This window comes from Comamonas sp. 7D-2 (genome assembly GCF_022749555.1).
In the GTDB taxonomy this organism is placed as follows: Bacteria; Pseudomonadota; Gammaproteobacteria; order Burkholderiales; family Burkholderiaceae_C; genus Comamonas; species Comamonas thiooxydans.
Map to the genome: position 1 here is coordinate 1358787 of NZ_CP094238.1, position 25282 is coordinate 1384068.

The following is a 25282-nucleotide window of genomic DNA, read 5'->3' on the forward strand; positions in this document are numbered from 1 at the left end:
AATAGGCAGGATTTTGAGGTTGCTCTGCTTTTGCAACAGCGCGCCGCAGCTTTGGTCCAAAGCTGTCGTTTCATAAAGTACGCGTGCGGCGGCTTTGGGGCGCCGAACGGCGACAGTCAAAATCTATGCCAAAGCAGCCCGCCTCGCTGACTCCGTTTCGGCCGCCAGGGATTAATGCTCACAGCAGGAAATTCGATTTTGACCTGGGTTGAGGCTTAGCTCGCTCCAGTCCCGGAGGCCTGTTGATGCAAAGAGCTTTGGCAAAGCTCTTGCGCCTATTTACTGCGCTGGCACAGGCAATGCCGCAAAGGTTTGCGCTGGGGCTATTATTTGGTCGCGGCAGGCGACCAGGGGCAGGTCGCGCTGTCCCGATTCGGTGCGAGAGACCAGGGCATACAAGGTGCTCACGGCCCTGGACACGGCATCGGGCACGGCGCGCCCTTGAATCAGATGGCCCAGCAGAACGGCCGAGAACACATCGCCCATGCCGTTGGGCAGAGGGTGCAGGTCGATATAGGGCGTCTGTACCAGCCAGGACTTGTCGGCAGTCACGGCCAGCGTGGCCAGTTGGTCGGCAGGCAGATCGTCGGTGCGCAGGCTGGTGATGACGATCATGGCCGATGGGCTGTGATGCAGCTGCGTCAGCATGGCTCGGGCCGCCTGGGTGGCCGCTTCCACGGTGCTCAGCGGCTGGCCGCCGCACAGCAGCTCGAACTCATAATGGTTGGGCGTGATGACGCTGGCCTGGGACAGCGCGCGCTTGCGCAGAAAGTCCGGGATGCCGGGGCGCACGAACACGCCGCGCCCCACATCGCCCATGACCGGGTCGCACAGATAGTGTGCCTTGGGCTGGGCGGCGCGCACCTCCTGCACGGCGGCCAGAATGGCTTCGCCCACACCGGCATCGCCCAGATAGCCCGAGAGCACGGCCGTGCAGCGCGCCAGCACGCCGCGGGCGCGCAGGCCGTCCAGCACATCCTGTACATGGGCCGGAGTGAAGACCTGGCCCTTGAATTCGCCGTAGCCCGTGTGGTTGGAGAACTGCACCGTATGCACGGCCACGGGTTCTATGCCCAGCAGTTGCAGCGGCAGCATGGCGGCGTCGTTGCCCACATGGCCGTAGGCGACATGGGATTGAATGCTGAGAACCAGCGGGGGTGCCTGCGTGCTGGGCATGAGGGCTCTTTCGTGAGTGATCGAGATGCTTGCGGCAAGCATCGCGCTGCAAAGATAAAGTGAGCTGCTTGCGCTTGTCAGTCAATCAATTCAGATGGTTTTGTATCTGAAATCTATGAATGGCAAGCGGTATTAGCTCACTTTATGTGAGTGAGCGGAAGTCTTAGCCCAGCTCTGCCATCAGCTCGATTTCCACGCAGCAGCCCAGGGGGATCTGGGCCACGCCGAAGGCGCTGCGGGCGTGCTTGCCGACTTCGCCGAAGACTTCGCCCAGCAGTTCGCTGCAGCCATTGGTGACCAGATGCTGCTCGGTGTAGCTGGTGCTGGAATTGACCAGGCTCATGACCTTGACGATGCGCTTGACGCGATTCAGATCGCCGCCGCAGGCATGCTGCAGCGTGCCCATCAGATCCACGGCCACGGCTCGGGCTGCCTGCTTGCCTTCTTCGGTCGTCATGTTCTCGCCCAGCTTGCCGACCCAGGGCTGGCCGTTCTGCTTGGCGATATGGCCGCTGAGGAACACCAGATTGCCGGTCTGCATATAGGGCAGGTAGGCGGCTGCAGGCATGGCCACTTCGGGCAGGGTGATGTTCAGGGCTTTGAGTTTTTCATAGACGCTCATGACGGCTCCAAAAAGTGCGAGGCTAAGGATCGACAAGTTTGACACAGCAGCGGGCCCGGGCATGGATCGCCTTGGCACAGTGGCCATAGCTTTTGAATTGATAGCTGCTCGCACAATGAGAGCAAATGTTTGATGCCGTTTTGGTGTCCGAGACAGGGCAGGGATAGTCGCAATGCTGGGCCTGGTCGCTCCCTCCTAGCATGGCAGCATGCCGCTCCATCAGACTCCAAGCTCTCAGCGTCGCCGCCTGTCGTGGCTGGCGCCGCTCTGGGGTTGTGTGCTGGGCGCTGCATGGCAGGTGACCCAGGCCAGGCTGTGGCATCTGTCGCTCTACCAGATCTTGCTGGCTTGGGGTTTGCTGACACTGCTGTTTGCAAGCAGATGGCGTGGTAGGTCCTGGCAGAGCTGGTGGCTGATGCTGTTGGGTGCTGCCTGCTGTGTGGCGGGGCTGACGGGTTGGCGTGCACATGTTTATCTGACGCAGACCCTGCCACAGGCGCTGGAGGCGGTGGACTTGCAGGTGGAAGGCCGGATTGCCTCCATGCTGCAGAACCAGGCCAACGGCCAGCGCTGGCGTTTTGTGGTCGATAGTTCGGACGCAGGCGTGCCAAGGCTGCTGGAGCTGTCCTGGTATGGCCCGTTCGGGCAGGTGCCGGATGCCAACCAGCCTCTCGTGCCTGACTGGGCCAAAGGCGTGGCGCTGAGTCCCGGACAGCGTTGGCGCTTCACGGTGCGCGTCAAGCGCCCGCATGGCTCGCGCAATCCGCACGGGTTTGACTATGAGCTGCTGGCCTGGGAGCAAGGAGTGCTGGCCACGGGCTATGTGCGCAAGCAGCCCGCGCCCGAACTGCTGGCCGTGACAAGCCAATATCCGCTGCAGCGCTGGCGACAGGGCTTGCGCGATCGCATTCAGGGCGAGGCATTGCGCTTGCAGCGCTGGTTGCCAGGTGGCGGTGCAGAGCATGCTCAGACCGCTCTGGGTGTGGTGGCTGCGCTGGCCGTGGGCGATCAGCAGGCGATTGACCGCAAGGACTGGACCCTGTTCCGTCAGACAGGTGTGGCGCATCTGATGAGCATATCGGGCCTGCATATCACCATGTTTGCCTGGCTGGCAGTCTTGATCGTGGGCCGTGTATGGAGGCTGAATGCGCGCGCTTGTCGTTGGATGCCTGCCCCGCGCGCGGCCCTGGTCATGGGCGTGTTACTGGCGGCGGCCTATGCCTTGTTCAGCGGTTGGGGCCTGCCTGCGCAGCGCACGATCTGCATGCTGGCTGTAGTGGCGCTGCTTCAATGGCTGGGCGTGCGCTGGCCCTGGGCCTGTGTATGGCTGCTGGCACTGGCGGTGATTGTTGTGGCCGACCCCTGGGCGTTGTGGCAGGCTGGGTTCTGGCTCAGTTTTGTCGCCGTCGGCGTATTGCTTGCTTCCAATTCAGGGGCCGTTAGCGCTGAAGCTGCAAGCGCAAAAAGACGATTTCTCGCACGCTTGAAGGAATTGTGGCGCGAGCAGTGGCTGATCTCCCTGGCCTTGGCACCACTGGGTCTGCTGCTGTTTGGTCAAGTGTCCGTAGTGGGCTTGCTGGCCAATCTGCTGGCCATTCCCTGGGTGACATTGGTGGTCACGCCGCTGGCCTTGCTGGCTGCCGTGCTGCCCATGGCGGCAAGCGCTGCCGCCGTCGCCATGCTGCCCTTGATGAGCCTGCTGCAGTGGCTGGCTGCGCTGCCCGGGGCCGTATGGGCCTTGCCGCAACCTGCCTGGTGGGCCAGTGTGCTGGCGATAGCCGCCGGACTGCTGGTGATTGCGCCTTTGCCACTCAGGTTGCGGCTGGTGGCGGCCATATTTGTTTTGCCAGCCCTGTTTTGGCCTCGATCATGGCCGCGTGCGGGCGAGTTTGAACTGCTGGCGGCGGATATCGGCCAGGGCAATGCCGTCATCATCAGCACAGCCAGCCACCGTCTGCTCTATGACGCAGGGCCGCAGTACAGCCGCCAGAGCGATGCCGGCGAGCGTGTGCTCCTGCCGCTGATGGCCGCGAATGGCATGCAGATTGATGCCATGATGCTCAGTCACAGCGACAAGGATCACACCGGCGGGGCTCTGGCCGTCAAGGAGGCTCAGCCTCGCGCGAAAGTCTGGGGCTCGGACTCGGTGATTCAAGCCCCGCAACTGGCGGGCCTGGCTCCGGTTCAGCGCTGTACACAGGGGCAGCACTGGCAATGGGATGGTGTGACGTTTGAAGTGCTGCATCCGCCTGCAGGAGAGGCCTGGCTCAATGGTCGCAAGGCCAAGCCGAACTTTGGCAGTTGCGTGTTGCGCCTGCGTTCGGCCAGCGGGCGCGTGGCCCTGTTGGCCGGAGATATCGAGGCAGCGCAGGAGCAGCAACTGTTGCAAACCAGTCTGGACGAGCCAGTGGACTGGCTGCTGGTGCCTCACCATGGCAGCAAGACTTCATCGACCGAGTCCTGGGTCAGCACTCTGCGGCCGCGCTGGGCGGTGGTGCAGGCGGGTTATCGGAATCGTTTTGGACATCCGGTGGCTGCTGTGGTGCAGCGCTATCAGGCGGTGGGCAGCCAACTGGTGGCTCAGGATCGCTGCGGCGCGGCCTACTGGAACTCTGCTCAACCTGAAAAATTGGAATGCGAGCGCTTGATTCGGGCGCATTATTGGGATGTCCATGCCGTTTCCAAGGAGCAGCCCTGAGAAACTGGCATGGGGCTTGCATTGATGCTGTACCGCCTTCGGGCGGGTGCATACATGCATGGTTGCACGCTCGTTGCCTGGCAGCTTGTCCGGTGCGGCGTCGCTAAACTGAAATCCGTGGCTTGCCTGTGTGAGCAGCGGCAAAAATAGAGAGGACAAGATGCGCACATTCGATGAGATGTATCTGAGCTTGCCCGCCGAAGGTGGTGCGGTGCGAGACCACTATCGGGACTATGCGCAGTGGCTGGGCAAGCAATCGCAGGAATACCTGCGAGCGCGCAGTGCCGAGGCGGAAATCGTTTTTCGCCGCGTGGGTATCACCTTTGCCGTCTATGGCGACAAGGACGAGAGCGGCGCAGGTACGGAGCGCCTGATTCCGTTCGATCTGATCCCCCGCATCATTCCGGCCCATGAGTGGGCCAGCATGCAGGCCGGTCTGGCCCAGCGCGTGAAGGCGCTCAACTGCTTTATCCGCGATGCCTACCATGGCCAGGACATGGTGCGCGCCGGTCTGATTCCGACGGAGCTGGTGCGCGGCAACAGCCAGTACCGGCCCGAGATGGAGGGCATTCAGGTGCCCAACGATGTCTACGCCAACATCGCCGGCATAGACATCGTGCGGGCGCCCGATGAGCAGGGCAACGGCGTCTACTACGTGCTCGAAGACAATCTGCGCGTGCCATCGGGTGTTTCCTACATGCTGGAGAACCGTCGCATGACCATGCGCCTGTTCCCCGAACTTTTCGGCAAGCATGCCGTGGCACCCGTGGCCCACTATCCCGACATGCTGCTCGACACGCTGCGTGCCAGCGCACCGTCGGGCGTGCTGGAGCCCACGGTGGTGGTGCTGACGCCGGGCATGTACAACAGCGCCTATTTCGAGCATGCCTTCCTGGCCCAGCAAATGGGGGTGGAGCTGGTCGAAGGCCAGGATCTGGTGGTCGAGAAAGACGTGGTCTATATGCGCACCACCCAGGGGCTGCAGCGTGTGGACGTGATCTACCGCCGTGTGGACGATGATTTCCTCGACCCCGAAGTCTTCAGGCCCACATCGACGCTGGGCTGCAAGGGCCTGATGCGGACCTACCGTGCAGGCAACGTCAATATCTGCAATGCCGTGGGCACGGGCCTGGCCGACGACAAATCGGTATATCCCTATGTGCCGGAGATGATCCGCTTCTATCTGGGTGAGGAGCCCATCCTGCAGAACGTGCCGACCTGGCTGTGTCGAAAGGAGGACGACCTCAAATACGTGCTCGACCACCTGCATGAGCTGGTCGTCAAGGAGGTGCACGGTGCAGGTGGCTACGGCATGCTAATCGGGCCGGCCGCGACCAAGGCCGAGATAGAGGCTTTCCGCCGCGTGCTGGTCGGCAATCCTTCGGGTTATATCGCTCAACCCACGCTCTCCCTGTCCACCTGCCCGACCATGGTGGAAAAAGGCATAGCGCCGCGCCATATCGACCTGCGGCCCTTTGTGCTCACGGGCACCGAGGTCAATATGGTGGCCGGTGGACTCACGCGTGTGGCGCTCAAGCAGGGATCGCTGGTGGTGAATTCGTCTCAGGGCGGCGGAACCAAGGATACCTGGGTGCTGGAAGATCAAGGGGGAGCTCGCTGATGCTGTCACGTACCGCAGATCATTTGTGCTGGATGTCCCGCTACACCGAGCGGGCGGAAAAAAATGCTGCAAGCATTTTTTCAACAGAATACGGCGCGCGCGTTCAGCGCGTGCGGGGTTCTCTGCCCAAGGAGGGCCTATGCTGAGTCGTACTGCCGATCATTTGTATTGGATGTCCCGCTACACCGAGCGGGCGGAGAACACCGCGCGCATGCTCAGCGTAGCCTATGAAACCGCCATGCTGCCGCAGGCCATCCATGATGCGCACCGTGGCTGGCAGAGCGTGCTGTCCATCAGCGAGCTGATCCCGGCCTTCAAGGCTCAGTTTCCGGTGGTGGATCGTGAGTCGGTGCTGCAGTTCATGGTGTCGGACGAGGCCAATCCGTCCTCCATCTTTGCCTGTCTGAAGGCTGCACGCGAGAACGCGCGTGCCGTGCGCGGTGCGCTGACCACGGAGTCCTGGGAAACGCAGAATCAGACCTGGCTGGCGCTGCAGCGCCACTTCGGCAAGGATGCCTGGAAAAAGGATCCGGCGCAGTTCTTCGAATGGGTCAAGTACCGCTCACACCTGTGGCGCGGTGTGTCGCTGGGCACCATGCTCAAGGACGAGGCGCTGCACTTTGTGCGCCTGGGCACTTTTGTCGAACGGGCCGACAACACGGCACGTTTGCTGGATGTGAAGTTCCATTCCATAGAGCGCGACTACCACGGCATGCCGCGCGGTCGCGCCCTGATGAACTTCGACTTCTATCACTGGAGCGCCTTGCTGCGCAGCGTCTCGGCCTTCGAGGTCTACCGCAAGGTCTACCGCGATGTGATCACGCCCGAACGCGTAGCCGAGCTGCTGATGCTGCGCGCCGACATGCCGCGCTCGTTGCTGGCCAGCATGCATGAGGTGGTCAAGAACCTGGAGCGCGTGGCCAACGACCATTCGCAGGAAACCACGCGCAAGGCCGGGCGCCTGCTGGCCGACCTGCAATACGGTCGCATCGACGAGATACTGACCACCGGCCTGCACGCCTATCTGACGCAGTTTCTCGATCGCGTCAACGATCTGGGCTCCGGCATCAGCCGGGACTTCCTGATGCCGACCTGAGGCCGGGGTCTCCAAAGCAAAAAGCGGCCCTGAGGCCGCTTTTGTCTTTCAGCGTGAAGCCGAAATTATTCGATCTCGCCCATCAGAGACTGCAGATAGTTCTGCGTGCCGACCTTGTCGATCAGGTCGAGCTGGGTTTCGAGGAAATCGATGTGCTCTTCGGTGTCGTCCAGAATCTTCTGCAGCAGATCGCGCGAAACATAGTCGCGCACGGATTCGCAGTGCGCGATACCGTCCTTGATGGTCTGCTGCGCCGCTTGCTCCAGGCGCAGGTCGCAGGCCAGGGCTTCCGGCACGTCCTCGCCGATCTGCAGCTTGCCCAGGTCCTGCAGATTGGGCAGGCCGTCGAGCATGAAGATGCGGTCCATCAGCGCGTCGGCATGCTTCATCTCGCCGATGGATTCCTCATATTCCTTCTTGGCCAGCTTGTCGAAGCCCCAGTGCTTGTACATGCGGTAATGCACAAAGTACTGGTTGATGGCGGTCAGTTCGTTCTTGAGCTGGGCTTGCAGCCAGGAAATGACTTGTGCATCACCTTTCATGAGGACTCCTTCTCGGGCAGTTGTTGTTCGAGTCGATTGTCCATGCTTTATGAGGCAAATCAAACAAAGCCCATGCCCGCGCGAATTGGCTGCATCTGATGCGCGTTCTCGTTTAGCTTACGTACTGCCGGACGGACCTTCCTCGCGAGGTTTGACTCAGTGATGACAACAAAAGCTATGAGCGTGATTGAAGGACTATTGGCTTGAACTTCCTGGTTTCGGCCCACAATAGAAAGCTGAGCTGCACAGAGGTGCGGCTTGACTTCAGAAGCCGGGAATCTGGTTTGATAGGTTTTGTAAATCAATTTGATGAAATCAATCGATTGGTTTTATTAAGCGGGCCGCTCTAAACTTCATCCTGTCTTCAAACACTAACCACAAGGAAACAGCAAATGTCTCTGATCAACACTCAAGTTCAACCTTTCAAGACCGAAGCCTATGTGAACCGCAACGGCAAGGGTGAATTCATCACCGTGACTGAAGAGAGCCTGAAGGGCAAGTGGTCTGTGGTGATCTTCATGCCCGCCGCCTTCACCTTCAACTGCCCCACCGAAATCGAAGACGCAGCCAACAACTACGCCGAGTTCCAGAAGGCCGGTGCCGAGGTCTACATCGTGACCACCGACACCCACTTCTCGCACAAGGTGTGGCACGAAACTTCCGACGCAGTGGGCAAGGCCAAGTTCCCCCTGGTTGGCGACCCCACACACCAGCTGACCAACGCTTTCGGCGTGCACATCCCCGAAGAAGGCCTGGCTCTGCGCGGTACCTTCGTGATCAACCCCGAAGGCGTGATCAAGACCATGGAAGTGCATTCCAACGAAATCGCTCGTGACGTGTCCGAAACCCTGCGCAAGCTCAAGGCTGCCCAGTTCACCGCCGCCAACCCCGGCCAGGTGTGCCCCGCCAAGTGGAAGGAAGGCGCCAGCACGATCACTCCTTCGCTGGATCTGGTCGGCAAGATCTAAGCCTGATACCTATCGGCTGAGCGTGCATGCGCTCTGAAAGCCGGACGACGTTCAGGCGAGTGCCGCCTGTCCGTCCGGCTTTTTTTCGCCCAGTTTTTGCTTTCATGGGCGGGCAAAGGCCTCAAAAGCACTTTGCTGCATTGCATCAACAACTCTAAATTCAAAGGAATCCACCATGCTTGACGATCAACTCAAAGCCCAACTCGCCGCCTACCTGGAACGCGTGCAGCAGCCGTTTGAGCTGGTGGCTTCTCTGGATGACAGCGAGACCAGTGCACAGATGCACGATCTGCTGAAGACCATCCAGTCCCTGCGCAGTGACAAGATTTCGCTGCGCACCGACGGCAGCGATGCCCGCAAGCCCTCGTTCACGCTGCAGCGCCAGGGCACGGCCACCCAGCTGCGTTTTGCCGGCCTGCCCCTGGGCCATGAATTCACCTCGCTGGTGCTGGCCCTGCTGTGGACGGGCGGCCATCCTCCCAAGGTGGAGCAGGATGTGATCGACCAGATCAAGGCTCTGGACGGCGACTTCAACTTCGAGGTCTACATGAGCCTGAGCTGCCACAACTGCCCCGACGTGGTTCAGGCGCTGTCGCTGATGGCCATTCTCAACCCCAAGGTCAAGACCACGGTGATCGAAGGCGGAGCCTTCCAGAAGGAAGTGAGCGAGCGCGAAATCATGGCCGTGCCCATGGTGTTCATGAACGGCAGCGTGTTCGGCTCCGGTCGCATGACCATCGAAGAAATCGTGGCCAAGCTGGACACCGGTGCAGCCTCGCGTGACGCAGCCAAGCTGTCGGCCAAGGAAGCCTTCGACGTGCTGATCATCGGCGGTGGCCCTGCCGGCGCGGCAGCCGCCGTGTACGCTGCGCGCAAGGGCATTCGCACCGGCGTGGCGGCCGAGCGCTTTGGTGGCCAGGTCAACGACACGCTGGCGATCGAGAACTACATCTCCGTGCTGGAAACCGACGGACCCAAGTTCGCCGCTGCATTGGAAGCCCACACCCGCGCCTATGACGTGGACATCATGAACCTGCAGCGCGCCGAGAAGCTTATTCCCGCTGCGCAGCCCGGTGGCCTGGTGGAAGTGCAAATGGCCAATGGCGGCTCGCTCAAGGCCAAGACCGTGATCCTGTCCACCGGTGCGCGCTGGCGCAATGTGAACGTGCCTGGCGAGGCCGAGTACAAGAACAAGGGCGTTGCCTATTGCCCGCACTGCGACGGTCCGCTGTTCAAGGGCAAGCGCGTCTCGGTGATCGGCGGTGGCAACTCCGGCATCGAAGCTGCGATTGACCTGGCGGGTCTGGTGGCCCATGTGACGGTGGTGGAATTTGCCGATCAACTCAAGGCCGATGCCGTGCTGGTCAAGAAGCTGCACAGCCTGCCCAATGTGACCGTCATCACCAACGCCCAGACTACGGAGATCACGGGTGCCAACGGCAAGGTCAACGGCCTGAGCTACAAGGACCGTACGAGCGGTGCCGAGCACCATGTGGAGCTCGAAGGTGTGTTTGTGCAGATCGGCCTGGTGCCGAACACCGAATGGCTCAAGGGCACACTGGAGCTGAGCAAGTTCGGTGAAATCATTGTGGATGCCAAGGGGCAGACCAGTCTGTCCGGCGTGTTCGCCGCCGGTGACTGCACCACGGTGCCTTACAAGCAGATCGTGATCGCCGCCGGCGCCGGTGCCACGGCGGCACTGTCGGCCTTCGATCATCTGATCCGCAACTAAACGGCCTTCATCGCTTGCAAGGTAAGCGATGGTAGCTATTAAAAAAGGACTGCCTAGGCAGTCCTTTTGCTTTTGAACGGCCGCGAAGAGAGGGCATGGCCGCCGGGGTCGTCAGGGCTGCAGCGTTCCTCAGGGCGGGTTGAGGACATAAGCAGCCCGTGAAAACAGGCGGCGCTGCAAGCCGTAGCCTTGCGCAAGACTCAATTCCCGGTTTTGTAACGAGTTTATTTGCGGTTGAGAATTATTCGCATATACTTCTTCCATTCAGCCAGCCAATGCCGTGCCAGCTACAGGCCGCGAAGCCTCTGACGTTTCGACCTGTGGCCATTGACGTACCTATCAGAAGCCAGCTCTTTTCCATTTCTATGAATAAAGAGGGTTTCTGGTATGGCTTCCGCCACCGCTTTGCACGCCCGCGCCATGCCGGCGCCACGCTCCAATCTCCGTCCGCTGGCGCTGGCCTGCGCACTGGCTTGCGCCACCATCTCGGTTCAGGCGCAGCAAAAGTCTTCCGAGTCCGTCCAGGTCGCAGCGGCCCGCGCCGACCGCAACACTCCTGTTTTGCGCGATGTGGTCATCAGTGCCTCGCGCGACGAGCAGGATGCCGACAGCCTGCCCATGACGGTGGACGTCATCGACGCCAAGCAAATGGAAGAGGAGCAGATCGGCGACATCCGCGAGCTTGCAGCCAAGCTGCCCAATGTGACCGTGCCGCGCAGTCCTGCGCGTTTCACGTTGGCCGGCTCTCCTACCGGGCGCGACCAGAACAGCGGCTTCAATATCCGCGGCCTGGAAGGCAACCGCGTACTGATGCTGGTCGATGGCGTGCGTCTGCCGCGCAGCTATACCTTCAGCGCCAATGCCTTTGGCCGCGACTATCTGGATCTGGGTCTGGTGCAACGCGTGGAAATCCTGCGCGGCGCCGTGCCCGCTCTCTATGGCTCGGACGGCATGGGCGGCCTGGTCAATTTCATCACCGTGCAGCCCTACGATCTGCTCAAGGACGGCAAGACCATTGGCGGCCGGGTCTCGGCCAGCTATGACGGCTCGGACAACGGCAAGCGCCTGGGCGCAACCCTCGCGGGCAAGGCCAGCGATGAATGGAGTTGGCTGCTTTCGGCCGGTGTGGGCCGCTCCAGCGCGCTGGAGAATATGGGCAGCAATAACACCGTGGGTGCCCTGCGCACCACGCCCAACCCCGAAAAGGACAAGAGCCATTCGCTGCTGGGGCGCCTGGTCTACACGCCATCGGCCGTGCAAAAACATGTCTTCACGCTGGAAAACGTGGACAAGCGTGCCGACTACGACCTGTTGAGCGCTCGCAGCGCCACCGTCACCGATTCGCGTGCCGAGACCACCATGAAGCGCTGGCGCGCTACCTGGCAGGGGCAGTGGCAGCAGCTGGATACGGCACTGGCCGACGAGCTCAAGCTGATGGCCAGCTATCAAAGCTCGAGCTCGCGCGAGTTCGTGACCGAAACCCGCACCCCACCGCTGGCCTATCGCGAGCGCGATGTGACTTATGACGAGGATGCGCTGCAGCTGCATGCCCAGGCCGGCAAGACGCTGCGCTGGGAAAATGGCCTCAGCGGCAAGTTCAGCTATGGCATCGACTATCTGCGCGGCAAGGTGGTCAACGAGCAGAACGGCATCACGCCGCCGGCAGGCGAGAGCTTTCCGCTCAAGCGCTTCCCCGACACCACGGAAACCTCGACCGCGCTGTTTGCCCAGGCCGAGCTGCATTATGGTGCTTTCAGCCTGACGCCCGGATTGCGGGCCGAGCACTACAGCATCAAGCCCAAGCAGCAGGGCTTTGGCGGCACGGCGGTCAGCAATTCGGACTCCGCCGTCTCCCCCAAGCTGGGTGCCATGTTCCAGATGAACGATGCCTGGTCGGTCTACGGCAACTATGCCGCCGGTTTCAGAGCGCCGAATGCAGGGCAGATCAATGCCTTCTTCGAGAACCCGTTCATGTTCTACAAGAGCATTCCCAACCCCGATCTCAAGGCGGAAAAAAGCAATACCTTCGAGCTGGGCCTGCGCGGCCGTATGAGTGCGCTGCGCCTCGATGCCGCAGTCTTCACGGGCCGCTACAAGGACTTCATCCAGGATCAGGTGCAGGTTGCGGGCGAATACGGTGATCGCAACAACCCGGCCACGTTCCAGTCCGTCAATCTGAACCGCGTGCATATCAGCGGCTTCGAGCTCAAGGCCGACTATGACTGGGGCCGGTTTGCGGGCGGCAACTGGCGCACCAATGCCGCCTATGGCTACACCAAGGGTACGGACAAGAGCACCAACAAGCCGGTGGACACCATCTCGCCTCAGCAACTGGTGCTGGGCGTGCGCTATGACCGCTCGAATGTGGGCGTGCAGCTCAGCGCCTCGCACTGGGCAGGCAAAAAAGACAAGGATGCGCCTGATCTTTCCACTGGCCGCCCCTTGCTCAGCTCATCTGCGACGGTGCTGGATTTGAGTGCGCAATGGCGTATCCGTCCGGGCACGCGTCTGAATGTGGGCATCTACAACCTGACGGACAAAAAGTATTCGCGCTGGGCGGATGTTCGTGGCTTGAGCCGCACGACGCAGATTGCCGATGCCTATACCCAGCCGGGCCGCAATGTGCGCGTGTCCCTGGTTCAGGACTTCTGATTTTGTAGCTGAAAGCGCTTGACTGATAAGCGCTGTAGGCCTTTTTGACTCAAAACTGCGGGAGTGTGCCATGTCTGTTTTCGAGAACGCCGCCAATGCCCAGAGTGCTTCTGGCAGTCGCGATGAGGAATATCTGCTCACCGAGGGCGAAGCCCAGCTGGCCACGGTGCTGGCGCTGATGACCGGTTTCAGCCAGGGCTGCTGTGCGGCGCACCGCGCGCCCATGGCTCAGAGGGTCTCGACGCAACTGGCGCGCATGGCCGAAGGCCTGGACGGCTGTGAGCGCTCTGAGGACATGCGCCACTTTCTGCAAAAGCTGGAGCAGCGCTGGGCCACGGTGGCCCGGGTGCTGGCCCAGCCTGAACAAGAGCCCGAAGCCCAGGCTTCGGCTCCCCGCTTTGACGACGAATTTTCCAACCCACAACCACACTGGCATCACAGCCCGGAGACCCTGCAATGAACGCCATCACATCCCCTGAAATCCAGACCATGACTGCGGTGCAGATCCGTGAGCAATTCGCGCAAAAGCGCGAGCAAGGCCTGCGCGCCAAGGATGCGGCCGAGGCGCTGCAGCTGAGCGAAGGCGCGGTCATCGCGGCCCATGGCGGCGAACATGAACGCACGCTCAAGGCTTTGCCGCTGCGCGCCGAATGGCTGGACATTCTTAAAGCCCTGGAAGCCTGCGGCACCGTGATGGCGCTCACGCGCAACGAATCCACCGTGCATGAAAAAGACGGCATCTACCAGAACCTCTCGGCCCAGGGACCGGTCGGTCTGGCGCTGAGCCGCGAGATCGATTTGCGCCTGTTCTTCATGCACTGGCATGCCGGCTTTGCCGTGACCGAGGAGTCCGCCAACGGCAACCGTCCTGCCATGCGCAGCCTGCAGTTCTATGACGCCGCTGGCCGTGCCGTGCACAAGGTGTTTGCGCGGGAGGCCACGGACATGGCAGCCTGGAATGCACTGGTGGAGCGCTTTGCTGAGCCCTCTGCAGGCTATGTGTTCCGCGAGCCTGCGGCCAAGCCGGCCGTCAAGGCCGATGCCGAGATCGACGTGCCCGCGCTGACTCAGGCCTGGACCGATATGAAGGACACGCATGAGTTCTTCGAGATGCTGCGCAGGTTCGGAGTCGAGCGCCAGCAGGCCTTCCGTCTGGTGCCTCAGTACTGCGAGCGCCTGAGCACCGACGCGGTCGCGCAGTTGCTGGGCGATGCGGCGGTGGACGCTGTCTCCATCATGGTGTTTGTGGGCAGCAGCGGCTGCATCCAGATCCACACCGGCCCCGTGAGCAATATCCAGCCCATGGACGGCAAGGACGGCGTGCGCTGGATCAATGTGCTGGACAAGGGCTTCAACCTGCATCTGCGCACCGACCTGATAGCCAATGTCTGGGTGGTGCAGAAACCCACCAGCGATGGCGTGGTGACCTCGGTTGAGGCCTTTGATGCCGAAGGCAACAACATGGCCATGTTCTTTGGTGAGCGCAAGCCAGGCCAGCCCGAGCTGCAAGGCTGGCGCGATCTGGTGGCTGGCCTGCCGCGCAAGACTGCAGTGGCGGAGGCCGTATGAGCACGGCCAGCATTTCCCGACGCCAGGGCCTGCAGTGGCTGGGTGCGACCGTGGCGGGCACGGCCCTGCCGGGGCTGGTGCAGGCCGCTTCTGCAGCTGCTGCACCCGGAGCCAAGCGACTGGTGTCGCTCAGCGGCGCACTGACCGAGGTGGTCTATCTGCTCAATGCCCAGAGCCTGCTGGTGGGCACGGACACCACCAGCCTGTTTCCCGAAGCGGCGCAAAAAACTGCCAAGGTCGGCTATGTGCGCCAGCTCTCGGCCGAAGGCCTGCTCTCGCTCAAGCCCGATGCGGTGATCGCAACCAGCGAGGCCGGCCCTCCCGTGGTGCTCGATCAGATCCGTCAGGCTGGCGTGCGTGTATCGCTGGTTGCGGCCAGGCACAACTGGGCCGAGGTCCAGGAAAAGGTCAAGGTTGTGGGGCGCGAGACAGGTCGTTCCAGCGAGGCCGACAAGCTGCTGGCCCAGCTTGATGCGCAGTGGAGCAGCGTCCAGGCGCAGGTGGCCAAGGCCCAGCGCAAGCCGCGCGTGCTGTTTGTGCTCTCGCACAGCGGCAGTCCGCAGGTGGCAGGCAAGGGCACGGCAGCCAATGCACTGATCCAGTACGCGGGCTGTGTCAATGTCATCGACCAGTTCGACGGCTACAAGCCCTTGACTGCCGAAGCCATGGCCAGCGCTGCGCCCGAGGTCATCATCAACACCACGCAGGGCATTGAAGCACTGGGTGGCGAGGCCGCCTTCTGGAAGCGGCCCGAGCTGGCACTGACTCCCGCCTATGCCAAGAAGGCGCTGGTGACGCTGGAAGCCAGCCATTTGCTGGGCTTTGGTCCGCGCCTGCCCAGCGCTGTGCAGGCGCTGCATATGCGCGCTTTGCAGTGGGTGGCCTGAGCATGAGCGCAAGCATGGGGAGCGTGGCACCAAAGCCAGCAGTCGAGCTGCCCGTCGCATCACGTTGGCGCACTCCTGCTGGGCGGCTCAGCCGCGGCGCAGCCCTGCTGCTGGGGGCGGCTCTGGTATTGCTGGCCATGGTGTGGGGTGCGGCCAGCGGGGCCTATGCCATTGCACCGGGGCAATTGCCCGGGATTGCCTGGGACGGGCTTCGCAGTCTTTTTGGCGCTGCGGTGGACAGCGGCCCCGAGCATCTGGTCTTTCTCAATATCCGCCTGCCGCGCCTGCTCATGGGCGTGGCTGCGGGTGCAGGACTGGGGCTGGCAGGCGCATTGATGCAGGGGCTGTTTCGCAATCCGCTGGCCGACCCCGGCCTCATCGGCGTGAGCAGCGGCGCGGCCCTGGCTGCCGGCATCACCATCGTGCTGGGCGGCCTGTATCTGCCCTGGCTGCCGCGTCATCTGGGTAGCTGGGCCCTGGTGGCCATGGCTTTTGGCGGCGGTCTGGCCGTGACCGCCGTGGTCTATGTGCTGGGTCAGGTCCAGGGCACGACCCGCATCGGCCTGATGCTGCTGGCCGGCATTGCCATCAATGCGCTGGCCGGCGCCGGACTGGGCTTTCTGAGCTTTGTATCGACGGACGAGCAGTTGCGCAATCTGCAAATGTGGCTGCTGGGCAGCCTGGGCGCCTCGCGCTGGAGTGCGGTGGCCCTGGTGTCGGCGGCTGTGGCCGTCAGCGCGGCGGCGGCGCTGGCGCTGGCAAGGCCGCTGAATGCGATTGCCCTGGGCGAAGCCCAGGCCAATCTGCTGGGCGTGGCCGTGGAGAAAACCAAGCGCCGCGCCGTGATGGTGGCGGCGCTGGCTGTGGGCGCTGTGACCGCGACCACGGGCATCATCGGCTTCATCGGTCTGGTCGCGCCGCACTGGGTGCGGCTGATTGCCGGTCCCGATCATCGCGTGGTGCTGCCGGGCTCGGCCCTGCTGGGTGCGGCGCTGGTGGTCAGCGCCGATGCCGTGGCGCGCACCATCGTCAAGCCGGCCGAGCTGCCGCTGGGCGTGCTGACCGCGTTTATCGGCGTGCCGCTTTTCCTGGCCATGCTGCGCCAGTTCAGGAGCAAGGTATGAGTGCGCACCAAGGGGTGTCCAGCCTCGAATGCCGCAATCTGGGCGTTGGCGTGCTCAAGGGGCCGCGCCTGGCGACGGTGGATGTGAGGATTCCGGCGGGGCGCTTTACCGCCATCCTCGGCCCCAACGGCGCCGGCAAGTCCACGCTGATGTCCATGCTGGTGGGCGAGCGCGCGCCGCAGTCGGGGCAGGTCCTGCTCGACGGGCAGGCGCTGTCCGCGCACGCGGTGGAGGGTCTGGCGCGGCGTCGCTCCGTCATGCCCCAGGATTGCAGCGTGGCCTTTGACTTCACGGCCCAGGAGGTGGTGGAACTGGGACGTTATCCGCATCGTCATCAGCCCGGCACCGGGGAGGCGCAGATTCCGGCGCAGGCCATGGAGTTGACCGGGGTCGATCATCTGGCGCAGCGCAGCATCAACACGTTGTCGGGCGGCGAGCGGGCTCGCACTCACCTGGCCAGGGCACTGGCGCAGATCTGGCAGCCGCCCGCCGACGGCGCGGCGCGCTGGCTTCTGCTGGACGAGCCCACCGCTGCTCTCGACCTGGCCCATCAGCACCATGCCATGCGCCTGCTGCGCCAGTGGGCTGGGCAGCAGGGCGCAGGCGTGGTGGCGGTGATTCACGATCTGAACCTGGCCTTGCGCTATGCCGATGATGTGCTGGTACTGGGCGGGGATGCCGGAGTGCATCACGGTGCGGTGCAGGATGTGCTGCAACCGGCGCTGGTGCGCCAGGTCTGGGGCATGCAGTGCGACCCGGTGCGCAGCAGCGACGGCGCGCTGCAGTATATTTTTGTAGCTGATACTGCTTTACCTGCTTGAAATTTAAGCATATTGAATTGAATTTTGAAGCCAGTCATGCGCAGGCTGCTTCAGATTCAATAGCTAATGACCTGGCTGTCACTGGCTGTCACTGGCTGTCACTGGCTGTCACTGGCTGTCACTGGCTGTCAATGTGTATGCACGGTCAGCGCAACCAGCTTGAGCACCAGCGGCCGCACCATCATCACGCAGAAGAACGCCACCGGCATGGCCAGCGCATAGGCGCTGAACACACGACGGACGTAGCCGGCATCAAAGCCGGTATTGGCCGCCACGATGGTGCAGCACATCAGAAACGCCATGATGCCGGCCATGAAAAACGCGAAAACAAACGGCGTGTAACGCCTGTGCAGCTTCAGTGCGGAAAGTCTGGAGGAGAAGGAGTTGGAGTATGAATTCATGGGAACGATGCTGAAAATGCACTCGGCGTCATGGCGGCTTGCGTTGCTGTGTCAAAGGCTTGAGGCCGAATGCATGGATGGGAAACAGGGTTGCACTGTAAGCATCAGCGGCGGCCGGCGGTAGAGGTCCGGGGCTTGTTGTACTCATAAGCAGAACTTTCGAATTCAATTGGAGATACATTCGCAGTCATGCCGAATCTGCGAGCCATAGAAACCTTTGTCAAAGCGCTGGAGGGCGGCTCCATCGCCTCGGCCGCGCGTCAGCTGGGCATTTCGCCCGCCGCAGCCAGCCAGAACATCGCGCGGCTGGAGCGCGAGTTGGGCACGCGCCTGATCACCCGCACCACCCGGTCCATGGCCTTGACCGAGGCCGGCGAGAGCTATCTGGCGCGTGTCGCTCCGGTGCTCGACGAGCTCGAAAAAGCCCAGTCCGATCTCTCGCTGATTCATGGAGAGCTGCAAGGCCGTTTGCGCATTGCCTGCATGGCAGCCTTCGGCCGCCATGTGCTGGCGCCGCTGCTGCCGGCGTTTAGCGCGCTGCATCCGCGACTGGAGCTGGAGCTCTTGATCACGGACCGGCATGTGGATGTGCTCAAGGAGGATGTGGACATCAGCGTGCGCTACCGCGATGTGCTGGAGCCCGGCATGTCGGTGCGGCTGCTGGCCTCGGTGCCGCGCATTCTGTGTGCATCGCCGCAGTATCTGCAACAGCATGGCTGCCCGCAGACGGCACAGGATCTGCTTGAGCATGCCTGTCTGCTGTATCGGCGCGAGCGCGACGGCAGGCTTATGCGCTGGCCCTTTCTGCGCGATGGCCAGCGCACCGATCCGCAGCAGAGGATTGCGGCCATAGGCAGCGATATCGATGCCCTGGTGGAGTTCGCCGCTGCCGGTGGCGGCATCGCCTGGGCCGGCAGCTTCATCGTCCATGAAGAGATGCGCAAGGGGCGGCTGGTGCCTCTGGCACTCAAGCCGGCGCGCAAGGGCCAGTTGCAGTTCGAGGATGCTCCGCTGGACTTCTTCGCCTGCTTCAAGGATCGCAAATATGTACCGGCCAAGGTCCGCGCCCTGGTGGACTATCTGCTGCAGGAGCTGCCGCAGCAGCCCGTCCTGCGTTGAGCGAGGACAGTGCGTGGCGCCTGCATTACCCGTAGTTCTTGACGCCGGCGCGGGCTAAAGGCACGGGCTAAGTAAGGGCGGCCGAGAGCCGCCTCGCAGCGAGGGCTGCGTCCCCTTGGGGAAGCGGCGAAGCCGCTCAGGGGAAGGCTTAATGTCCCAGATGCTGCGGCAGCACTTCCTGCAAGATGGTAGTGGCAATCTCTTCGATCGACTTGGTGGTGCTGGACAGCCACTCGATGCCGCTTCTGCGCATCATGGCCTCGGCCTCGGCCACCTCGTAGCGGCAGTTGGGCAGGCTGGCGTACTTGGAGTCGGGGCGGCGTTCGTTGCGGATGCTGGACAGGCGCTCGGGCTGAATCGTCAGGCCAAACAGCTTTTTGCGATAGGGCTCCAGCGCGGGCGGCAACTGCTTGCGCTCGAAGTCTTCGGGAATCAGCGGGTAGTTGGCCACCTTGAGGCCAAACTGCATGGCCAGGTACAGGCTGGTGGGAGTCTTGCCCGAGCGGCTCACGCCCACCAGAATCACGTCGGCGCCGCTCAGGTCGGCATGGGTCTGGCCATCATCGTGAGCCAGCGTGTAGTTGATGGCCTCCATGCGCTCCAGATATTCCTTGCTCTCGCTGATGTCGGCAAAGCGGCCCACGCGGTGCAGCGACTTCTGGCCCAGCTCCACCTCCAGCGGGCGCACAAAGGTGCCGAACATGTCGAACAGCTTGCCCTTGCAGTTGGCTTCAAGGAATTCCAGCATCTCCTGATTGACCAGGGTGGTGAAGATGATGGGCTTTCTCTTCTCCACCTCGGCCACATGGTTGATCTGGCGCACGGCCTGATGAATCTTGTCCATGGAGTCCACAAAGGGGATGCGAATCAGCCTCGGCTTGCTCTCGAACTGGGCCATGATGGCCGTGCCGAAGGTCTCGGCCGTGATGCCTGTGCCGTCAGAAATGACAAAAATCGTATGGGTATGCATAGTGCGCGCAGTGATTAGGTGGGACCTGAGCAGGCAATGCCATGTCCCGGACTCTGAATCTGGTTTGAGCCACGCGACGCTCGCCGGCTCAGCCTACAATGGCGGCCATTATTCCCAAATTCAAGCCCATGCTCGTTGACGGTCGACATCCAGAACAGCAAAGCACTGCATTCAAGCAGCATGGGTTCGCGTGCCCTGGCCATTCAGCCCAGAGCCGCCTGCGTACCGGTTTTTAACTTTGGAGCTTCCCATGTCTCAACTGTTCGAAGCGACCGCTCTGGTCGTTCCGTTTGAAAAACTGAGAATGTCTGATGTCGAGTCCGTAGGCGGCAAGAACGCCTCGCTCGGCGAAATGATCTCGCAACTGCCCCAGGGCGTACGCGTGCCTACCGGCTTTGCCACCACGGCTCATGCATTCCGCGAGTTCCTGGCATTTGAAGGTCTGGCCGGCAAGATCTCGGCCAAGCTGGCTGCCCTGGACGTGGACGATGTCCGCGCTTTGGCCGCTGTGGGCGCGGAAATCCGCACCATGGTGGAAAACCAGCCTTTCCCTGCCGATCTGGAGCAGGCCATCCGTGAGGAATTTGTTCGCCTGCAAGGCGGCAATGCCGAGGCATCGTTTGCCGTGCGTTCTTCCGCCACGGCAGAAGACCTGCCCGATGCATCGTTTGCCGGCCAGCAGGAAACCTTCCTGAACGTGGTGGGCATCGAAGACGTGCTGCACAAGATGAAGGAAGTGTTCGCGTCGCTGTACAACGACCGCGCCATCTCCTACCGCGTGCACAAGGGCTTCGAGCACGATGTGGTGGCCCTGTCCGCCGGCGTGCAGCGCATGGTGCGCTCCGACAAGGGCGCTGCCGGCGTGATGTTCACCATCGACACCGAATCCGGTTTCGAGGAAGTGGTCTTCATCACCTCCAGCTACGGCCTGGGCGAGACCGTGGTGCAGGGCGCCGTGAACCCCGACGAGTTCTATGTGCACAAGCCCATGCTCAAGGCTGGCAACAAGGCGCTGATCCGCCGCAATCTGGGCTCCAAGCTGATCCAGATGATTTTTGCCACGCCCGAGGAAAAGGCTGCAGACGGCAAGCTGGTCAAGACCACCGATGTGGCTCACGAGCTGCGCAACCGCTATTCGCTGACCGACGAGGAAGTGCAGCAGCTGGCGCATTACGCTCTGGTGATCGAGCAGCATTACGGCCGCCCCATGGATATCGAATGGGGCAAGGACGGCACCGACGGCCAGCTCTACATCCTGCAGGCGCGCCCCGAAACCGTGAAGAGCCAGGCCAAGGGCCAGGCCGAGTTGCGCTACAAGCTCAAGGGCACGGGCACCGTGCTGGCCGAAGGCCGCGCCATCGGCCAGAAGATCGGTACCGGCCCCGTGCGCCTGGTGTCCGACATCTCGCAGATGGACCAGGTGCAGGCCGGCGACGTGCTGGTGACCGACATGACCGACCCCAACTGGGAGCCCGTCATGAAGAAGGCTTCGGCCATCGTCACCAACCGCGGTGGCCGTACCTGCCACGCAGCCATCATTGCTCGCGAGCTGGGCATCCCTGCTGTCGTGGGCTGCGGCAATGCGACCGATCTGCTCAAGGCCGAAACACTGGTCACCGTGTCCTGCGCGGAAGGCGATACCGGCAAGATCTATGACGGTCTGCTGGAAACCGAAGTGACCGAGGTCAAGCGTGGCGAGATGCCCAGCATCTCCACCAAGATCATGATGAACGTGGGCAACCCCCAGCTGGCTTTCGACTTTGCCCAGCTGCCCAACGAAGGCGTGGGTCTGGCCCGTCTGGAATTCATCATCAACAACAATATCGGCGTGCACCCCAAGGCCATCCTGGACTACCCCGCCGTTGACGCAGATCTGAAGAAGGCTGTCGAGTCCGTGGCCCGCGGCCATGCATCTCCCCGCGCGTTCTACGTGGACAAGGTGACTGAAGGCGTGGCAACGATTGCCGCCGCTTTCTGGCCCAAGCCCGTGATCGTGCGCATGTCCGACTTCAAGTCCAACGAATACCGCAAGCTGATCGGCGGCAGCCGTTACGAGCCCGAGGAAGAGAACCCCATGCTGGGCTTCCGCGGTGCAGCGCGCTACATCTCGGCCGAGTTCGGTGAAGCCTTCAAGATGGAATGCGAAGCCCTGCGCCGCGTGCGTGAGGACATGGGTCTGACCAACGTCAAGATCATGATCCCCTTCGTGCGCACCCTGGGCCAGGCCAAGCGCGTCACCGAGCTGCTGGCCGAGAACGGTCTCAAGCGCGGCGAGAACGGCCTGCAGCTGATCATGATGTGCGAAGTGCCTTCCAACGCAGTCCTTGCCGAAGAGTTCCTCGAATACTTCGACGGCTTCTCCGTGGGCTCCAACGACCTGACTCAGCTGACTCTGGGCCTGGACCGCGACTCGGGCCTGGAGCTGCTGGCCGCCGACTTCGACGAGCGCGACCCCGCCGTCAAGAAGCTGCTGGCCCGTGCCATCAAGGCCTGCCGCGACCAGAACAAGTATGTAGGCATCTGCGGCCAAGGCCCTTCGGACCACCCCGACTTTGCCAAGTGGCTGGCCGACGAAGGCATCTCGTCTATCTCTCTGAACCCTGACAGCGTGGTCTCCACCTGGCAGAAGCTGGCTGAATAAGCCTTGCGCATCGGCATGCAGACGCATCACGCGCCCGTGCATGACGATGCTGTGTCGGATGCTCCGCGACAGGCATTCGATGCTTTGGGCAATCCGGTGGAAGTCACCTTCCCGCCGGATCTGCACGATACCTACCACCTGAGACTCAAGGCCTTGCTGCTGACGGTCTGGGTGGTATTTTCATTTGGCATCTGCTACTTTGCGCGCGATATCCAGGCGCTGGTGCCCAACTGGCCCGTGGCCTACTGGATGGCGGCCCAAGGGGCGGTCCTGATGTTCCTGCTCATCATCGTGGTCTATTGTGTGGCCATGGATTATTTCGAACGCCAGCAGGCGCGTGACGAGGCGCGCAAAGCGGCTGAGGCTCACGACGCCTCCTCTGCCACTTCCGATCTTCATGCCTGAGCGGCCAGTTCTGAGCCGTGCCTATCACTGGCGGCTGCATCGCATCCTGTTTCTCTATGTGCTGGGAACGGCAGGCTTTCTGCTGACCATGCTCTGGGCCGAGGAGCGCGGGCTCTCTCGCCACTGGATCGGGCCCATCTTCCTGTTCTCCACGGTGATGGTGTACGCGGCCATCGGCGTGTATTCGCGCACCAGCGATGCCGAGGAGTATTTCGTCGCCGGCCGGCGCATTCCGCCTTTCTACAACGGCATGGCGGCTGCTGCAGACTGGATGAGCGCAGCCTCCTTCATCAGCCTCTCCGGTGCGCTTTATCTGCAAGGCTTTTCGGGAACCGGCACGCAGCCCGGCGGACTGGCCTATGTCCTGGGATGGACGGGCGGGTTCTGTCTGGTCGGTATGCTGATTGCCCCCTATCTGCGGGCCATGAATCTCTATACCGTGCCGGATTTCTTTCAGGCGCGCTATGGCGGACGTTGGCCGCGCATCATTGCTGCGCTGGCGGCCATCACCTGTTCCTTCACCTATGTGGTAGCGCAGATCTACGGCGTGGGCCTGATTGCTGCGCGACTGACCGGCGTGCAGTTCGAGATCGGCATCATGCTGGGGCTGGGCGGCGTGCTGCTGTGCTCGTTCCTCGGCGGCATGCGGGCGATCACCTGGACCCAGGTGGCGCAATATGTGGTGATCCTGCTGGCCTTCATGCTGCCTGTCTCCTGGCTGGCCTACAAACAGCTGGGCAACCCCTGGGCCCAGCTGGCCTATAGCCAGCAACTGGGCAAGATCGGCGCCATGGAGCAGCAGTTGCTTTCCTCAGAGGCCGAGCAGTCGGTGCTGGAGGCCTATCGCACCCGCGCTCAGGTGCTGCAGGCCAAGCTGCGCGATGTGCCCAATGTGCTGGCGGCCGAACGTCAGGCACTGAGCGAGCATATCCGCGAGCTGCGCACCAGCAGTGGCAATATCGGCGCCATCATGGCCGCCAGCCGGGAGCTGGCCGCCATGCCCAAGGACGAGGCGGCGGCGCGCGAGCTCTGGAGCCGTGAGTTGCACGAGGCCTATGAGCGGGCCAAGCCGCTGGGCGGCATGCCGCTGCAAAGCCAGCCTTTCGCAGGGGATCCGGATGGCTCGCCGGCCGAGCAGCAGGCCTATGAGGAAAGTCGGCGCAACTTTCTGGCGCTGATGTTCTGCCTGATGGTCGGCACGGCCGGGCTGCCGCACTTGCTCACGCGCTATTTCACGGTTCCCTCGGTGTCTGCCGCACGTACCTCTGTGGCCTGGTCGCTGTTCTTCATCGGGTTGCTGTATCTGGGGGCGCCAGCCTTGGCCGTACTGGTGAAGTACGAGGTCATGAGCAATCTCGTTGGCACGCATTTCGATGCCTTGCCGAACTGGATAGCGCAGTGGTCAAGGGTGGACGCCTCGCTGCTGTCGGTGGAGGACATCAACGGCGATGGCATTTTGCAGTTTGCCGAAATCCGCATGGGGGCCGACCTTATCATGCTGGCCACTCCAGAACTAGGCGGCATGCCTTATGTGCTCTCGGGGCTGGTGGCTGCGGGCGGACTGGCGGCGGCCCTGTCCACGGCCGACGGCCTGCTGCTGACCATCAGCAATGCCCTGGTGCGGGATCTCTATTTCCAGGAGCGCCAGCGCCTGGATACGCGCAAGCGCCGCATCTCGCCTGAACAGCGCGTGATTCTTTCCAAATTCGCATTGCTGCTGGTGGCCCTGTCGGCGGCGTTTGTCGCGGCGCGTCGCTCTTCGGACATTCTTCCCATGGTCTCTGCCTCCTTTTCTTTGGCGGGCTCGGCTTTGGTGCCGGCCATGGTGCTGGGCATCTTCTGGCGTGGCACCACGCGCCGTGGCGCGGTGGTCGGCATGCTGCTGGGCCTGGCCGTGACGCTTTACTACATGGCCTCGCACGTTCCGGGTCTGCAAGGGGTGCTGCCGTCGATCCTCCGTGGCGAGGCACTCTGGTGGGGTATTCAGCCCATCTCGGCCGGAGTGTTCGGTGTGCCGGTGGGCTTGGCCTCCACATTGCTCGTCAGCTGGTGGGAGCAGCGACGGGCGAGAGCTTGAAAACTCTTGATTGGATGGCCTTCAGCGATCTTTTGAATCAGGTTCAAGGCAGTTTTCTGCTGAATATCCGCCGCGAACTGATCTGGAGCATGCGCGGACCAGGCTTGCAGGAAAACCCGCTTTTCAGCTGCAGCCATAGCTGCCATCCTGCAGGGCGGAAA

General features: G+C 62.3%; 21 protein-coding genes. 16 read left to right on the forward strand and 5 right to left on the reverse strand.

What is annotated here, in order from left to right:
* Nucleotides 1-279: 279 nt before the first annotated feature.
* Both pdxY and MPZ60_RS06165 read right to left on the reverse strand, forming a co-directional pair.
* Nucleotides 280-1176: a pyridoxal kinase PdxY gene (gene pdxY / locus MPZ60_RS06160; RefSeq protein ID WP_034360065.1), complete on the reverse strand. Its 897-nt coding sequence runs from the start codon at nucleotides 1174-1176 to the stop codon at nucleotides 280-282.
* A 163-nt stretch (nucleotides 1177-1339) separates the two neighbouring features.
* On the reverse strand, nucleotides 1340-1798 hold the full coding sequence (locus MPZ60_RS06165) for a RidA family protein (protein ID WP_034359996.1): 459 nt from the start codon (nucleotides 1796-1798) through the stop codon (nucleotides 1340-1342).
* A 208-nt stretch (nucleotides 1799-2006) separates the two neighbouring features.
* On the opposite strand from MPZ60_RS06165, the gene MPZ60_RS06170 reads away from it, so the two are divergent.
* The 4 genes from MPZ60_RS06170 (at nucleotide 2007) to MPZ60_RS06185 (ending at nucleotide 7213) form a co-directional block, all read left to right on the forward strand.
* Nucleotides 2007-4496, forward strand: a complete 2490-nt coding sequence (locus tag MPZ60_RS06170) for a DNA internalization-related competence protein ComEC/Rec2 (protein ID WP_034359998.1) — start codon at nucleotides 2007-2009, stop codon at nucleotides 4494-4496.
* Nucleotides 4497-4656: 160 nt separating this feature from the next.
* Nucleotides 4657-6117, forward strand: a complete 1461-nt coding sequence (locus tag MPZ60_RS06175; protein WP_034360068.1) for a circularly permuted type 2 ATP-grasp protein — start codon at nucleotides 4657-4659, stop codon at nucleotides 6115-6117.
* The gene (locus MPZ60_RS06180; protein WP_122974736.1) at nucleotides 6117-6263 is read left to right on the forward strand and encodes an alpha-E domain-containing protein; all 147 of its coding nucleotides are present in this window, start codon (nucleotides 6117-6119) and stop codon (nucleotides 6261-6263) included. Before MPZ60_RS06175 ends, MPZ60_RS06180 begins: the two co-directional genes overlap by 1 nt.
* Nucleotides 6257-7213 (forward strand): alpha-E domain-containing protein, encoded by a 957-nt coding sequence (locus MPZ60_RS06185; protein ID WP_003057653.1) that lies wholly within the window; start codon nucleotides 6257-6259, stop codon nucleotides 7211-7213. Before MPZ60_RS06180 ends, MPZ60_RS06185 begins: the two co-directional genes overlap by 7 nt.
* 65 nt (nucleotides 7214-7278) lie before the next feature.
* Here the strand turns inward: MPZ60_RS06185 and bfr are convergent, their stop codons facing one another.
* Nucleotides 7279-7755: a bacterioferritin gene (gene bfr / locus MPZ60_RS06190; RefSeq protein ID WP_003057652.1), complete on the reverse strand. Its 477-nt coding sequence runs from the start codon at nucleotides 7753-7755 to the stop codon at nucleotides 7279-7281.
* A 392-nt stretch (nucleotides 7756-8147) separates the two neighbouring features.
* Between bfr and ahpC the strand changes: the two genes are divergently transcribed.
* From ahpC to MPZ60_RS06230, 8 genes are all read left to right on the forward strand, one after another.
* A complete protein-coding gene (ahpC, locus tag MPZ60_RS06195) occupies nucleotides 8148-8723 on the forward strand; it encodes an alkyl hydroperoxide reductase subunit C (protein ID WP_003057651.1) in 576 nt (191 codons plus the stop codon).
* Between the two features lie 175 nt (nucleotides 8724-8898).
* Nucleotides 8899-10455 (forward strand): alkyl hydroperoxide reductase subunit F, encoded by a 1557-nt coding sequence (ahpF, locus tag MPZ60_RS06200; RefSeq protein ID WP_034360000.1) that lies wholly within the window; start codon nucleotides 8899-8901, stop codon nucleotides 10453-10455.
* Between the two features lie 387 nt (nucleotides 10456-10842).
* Entirely contained in the window at nucleotides 10843-13107 is a 2265-nt protein-coding gene (locus MPZ60_RS06205) for a TonB-dependent hemoglobin/transferrin/lactoferrin family receptor (protein WP_034360003.1), read from the forward strand.
* A gap of 70 nt (nucleotides 13108-13177) precedes the next feature.
* A complete protein-coding gene (locus MPZ60_RS06210) occupies nucleotides 13178-13567 on the forward strand; it encodes a hypothetical protein (RefSeq protein WP_034360005.1) in 390 nt (129 codons plus the stop codon).
* A complete protein-coding gene (locus MPZ60_RS06215) occupies nucleotides 13564-14676 on the forward strand; it encodes a hemin-degrading factor (RefSeq protein ID WP_034360007.1) in 1113 nt (370 codons plus the stop codon). The genes MPZ60_RS06210 and MPZ60_RS06215 overlap by 4 nt, the downstream gene beginning before the upstream one ends.
* On the forward strand, nucleotides 14673-15563 hold the full coding sequence (locus tag MPZ60_RS06220; protein ID WP_034360009.1) for a hemin ABC transporter substrate-binding protein: 891 nt from the start codon (nucleotides 14673-14675) through the stop codon (nucleotides 15561-15563). Before MPZ60_RS06215 ends, MPZ60_RS06220 begins: the two co-directional genes overlap by 4 nt.
* 14 nt (nucleotides 15564-15577) lie before the next feature.
* Nucleotides 15578-16687 carry an iron ABC transporter permease gene (locus MPZ60_RS06225; protein WP_034360070.1) on the forward strand — a complete coding sequence of 370 codons (1110 nt, stop codon included), beginning with the start codon at nucleotides 15578-15580 and terminating at the stop codon, nucleotides 16685-16687.
* Nucleotides 16684-17508 (forward strand): heme ABC transporter ATP-binding protein, encoded by an 825-nt coding sequence (locus tag MPZ60_RS06230; protein ID WP_242881908.1) that lies wholly within the window; start codon nucleotides 16684-16686, stop codon nucleotides 17506-17508. Before MPZ60_RS06225 ends, MPZ60_RS06230 begins: the two co-directional genes overlap by 4 nt.
* A gap of 128 nt (nucleotides 17509-17636) precedes the next feature.
* On the opposite strand, the gene MPZ60_RS06235 is transcribed toward MPZ60_RS06230, so the two are convergent.
* Nucleotides 17637-17909: a DUF2798 domain-containing protein gene (locus MPZ60_RS06235; RefSeq protein WP_034360013.1), complete on the reverse strand. Its 273-nt coding sequence runs from the start codon at nucleotides 17907-17909 to the stop codon at nucleotides 17637-17639.
* Between the two features lie 189 nt (nucleotides 17910-18098).
* On the opposite strand from MPZ60_RS06235, the gene MPZ60_RS06240 reads away from it, so the two are divergent.
* Nucleotides 18099-19028: a LysR family transcriptional regulator gene (locus MPZ60_RS06240; protein WP_034360015.1), complete on the forward strand. Its 930-nt coding sequence runs from the start codon at nucleotides 18099-18101 to the stop codon at nucleotides 19026-19028.
* Between the two features lie 148 nt (nucleotides 19029-19176).
* On the opposite strand, the gene MPZ60_RS06245 is transcribed toward MPZ60_RS06240, so the two are convergent.
* Nucleotides 19177-19998 carry a pyruvate, water dikinase regulatory protein gene (locus tag MPZ60_RS06245; RefSeq protein WP_003057637.1) on the reverse strand — a complete coding sequence of 274 codons (822 nt, stop codon included), beginning with the start codon at nucleotides 19996-19998 and terminating at the stop codon, nucleotides 19177-19179.
* Between the two features lie 250 nt (nucleotides 19999-20248).
* Here MPZ60_RS06245 and ppsA point away from each other — a divergent pair, with 250 nt between their 5' ends.
* From ppsA to MPZ60_RS06260, 3 genes are read left to right on the forward strand one after another with little or no spacing between them, the layout of a single operon-like run.
* On the forward strand, nucleotides 20249-22639 hold the full coding sequence (gene ppsA, locus MPZ60_RS06250; protein ID WP_034360017.1) for a phosphoenolpyruvate synthase: 2391 nt from the start codon (nucleotides 20249-20251) through the stop codon (nucleotides 22637-22639).
* 15 nt (nucleotides 22640-22654) lie between these two features.
* The gene (locus tag MPZ60_RS06255; RefSeq protein ID WP_034360071.1) at nucleotides 22655-23044 is read left to right on the forward strand and encodes a DUF4212 domain-containing protein; all 390 of its coding nucleotides are present in this window, start codon (nucleotides 22655-22657) and stop codon (nucleotides 23042-23044) included.
* The gene (locus tag MPZ60_RS06260; protein WP_034360019.1) at nucleotides 23037-25121 is read left to right on the forward strand and encodes a VC_2705 family sodium/solute symporter; all 2085 of its coding nucleotides are present in this window, start codon (nucleotides 23037-23039) and stop codon (nucleotides 25119-25121) included. Before MPZ60_RS06255 ends, MPZ60_RS06260 begins: the two co-directional genes overlap by 8 nt.
* Nucleotides 25122-25282: the final 161 nt, after the last annotated feature.

Coding starts and splice junctions, on each gene's coding strand:
- pdxY (WP_034360065.1), bottom strand. CDS start 1,176: ATGCCCAGCACGCAGGCACCCCCGCTGGTTCTCAGCATTCAATCCCAT.
- MPZ60_RS06165 (WP_034359996.1), bottom strand. CDS start 1,798: ATGAGCGTCTATGAAAAACTCAAAGCCCTGAACATCACCCTGCCCGAA.
- MPZ60_RS06170 (WP_034359998.1), top strand. CDS start 2,007: ATGCCGCTCCATCAGACTCCAAGCTCTCAGCGTCGCCGCCTGTCGTGG.
- MPZ60_RS06175 (WP_034360068.1), top strand. CDS start 4,657: ATGCGCACATTCGATGAGATGTATCTGAGCTTGCCCGCCGAAGGTGGT.
- MPZ60_RS06180 (WP_122974736.1), top strand. CDS start 6,117: ATGCTGTCACGTACCGCAGATCATTTGTGCTGGATGTCCCGCTACACC.
- MPZ60_RS06185 (WP_003057653.1), top strand. CDS start 6,257: ATGCTGAGTCGTACTGCCGATCATTTGTATTGGATGTCCCGCTACACC.
- bfr (WP_003057652.1), bottom strand. CDS start 7,755: ATGAAAGGTGATGCACAAGTCATTTCCTGGCTGCAAGCCCAGCTCAAG.
- ahpC (WP_003057651.1), top strand. CDS start 8,148: ATGTCTCTGATCAACACTCAAGTTCAACCTTTCAAGACCGAAGCCTAT.
- ahpF (WP_034360000.1), top strand. CDS start 8,899: ATGCTTGACGATCAACTCAAAGCCCAACTCGCCGCCTACCTGGAACGC.
- MPZ60_RS06205 (WP_034360003.1), top strand. CDS start 10,843: ATGGCTTCCGCCACCGCTTTGCACGCCCGCGCCATGCCGGCGCCACGC.
- MPZ60_RS06210 (WP_034360005.1), top strand. CDS start 13,178: ATGTCTGTTTTCGAGAACGCCGCCAATGCCCAGAGTGCTTCTGGCAGT.
- MPZ60_RS06215 (WP_034360007.1), top strand. CDS start 13,564: ATGAACGCCATCACATCCCCTGAAATCCAGACCATGACTGCGGTGCAG.
- MPZ60_RS06220 (WP_034360009.1), top strand. CDS start 14,673: ATGAGCACGGCCAGCATTTCCCGACGCCAGGGCCTGCAGTGGCTGGGT.
- MPZ60_RS06225 (WP_034360070.1), top strand. CDS start 15,578: ATGGGGAGCGTGGCACCAAAGCCAGCAGTCGAGCTGCCCGTCGCATCA.
- MPZ60_RS06230 (WP_242881908.1), top strand. CDS start 16,684: ATGAGTGCGCACCAAGGGGTGTCCAGCCTCGAATGCCGCAATCTGGGC.
- MPZ60_RS06235 (WP_034360013.1), bottom strand. CDS start 17,909: ATGAATTCATACTCCAACTCCTTCTCCTCCAGACTTTCCGCACTGAAG.
- MPZ60_RS06240 (WP_034360015.1), top strand. CDS start 18,099: ATGCCGAATCTGCGAGCCATAGAAACCTTTGTCAAAGCGCTGGAGGGC.
- MPZ60_RS06245 (WP_003057637.1), bottom strand. CDS start 19,998: ATGCATACCCATACGATTTTTGTCATTTCTGACGGCACAGGCATCACG.
- ppsA (WP_034360017.1), top strand. CDS start 20,249: ATGTCTCAACTGTTCGAAGCGACCGCTCTGGTCGTTCCGTTTGAAAAA.
- MPZ60_RS06255 (WP_034360071.1), top strand. CDS start 22,655: ATGCAGACGCATCACGCGCCCGTGCATGACGATGCTGTGTCGGATGCT.
- MPZ60_RS06260 (WP_034360019.1), top strand. CDS start 23,037: ATGCCTGAGCGGCCAGTTCTGAGCCGTGCCTATCACTGGCGGCTGCAT.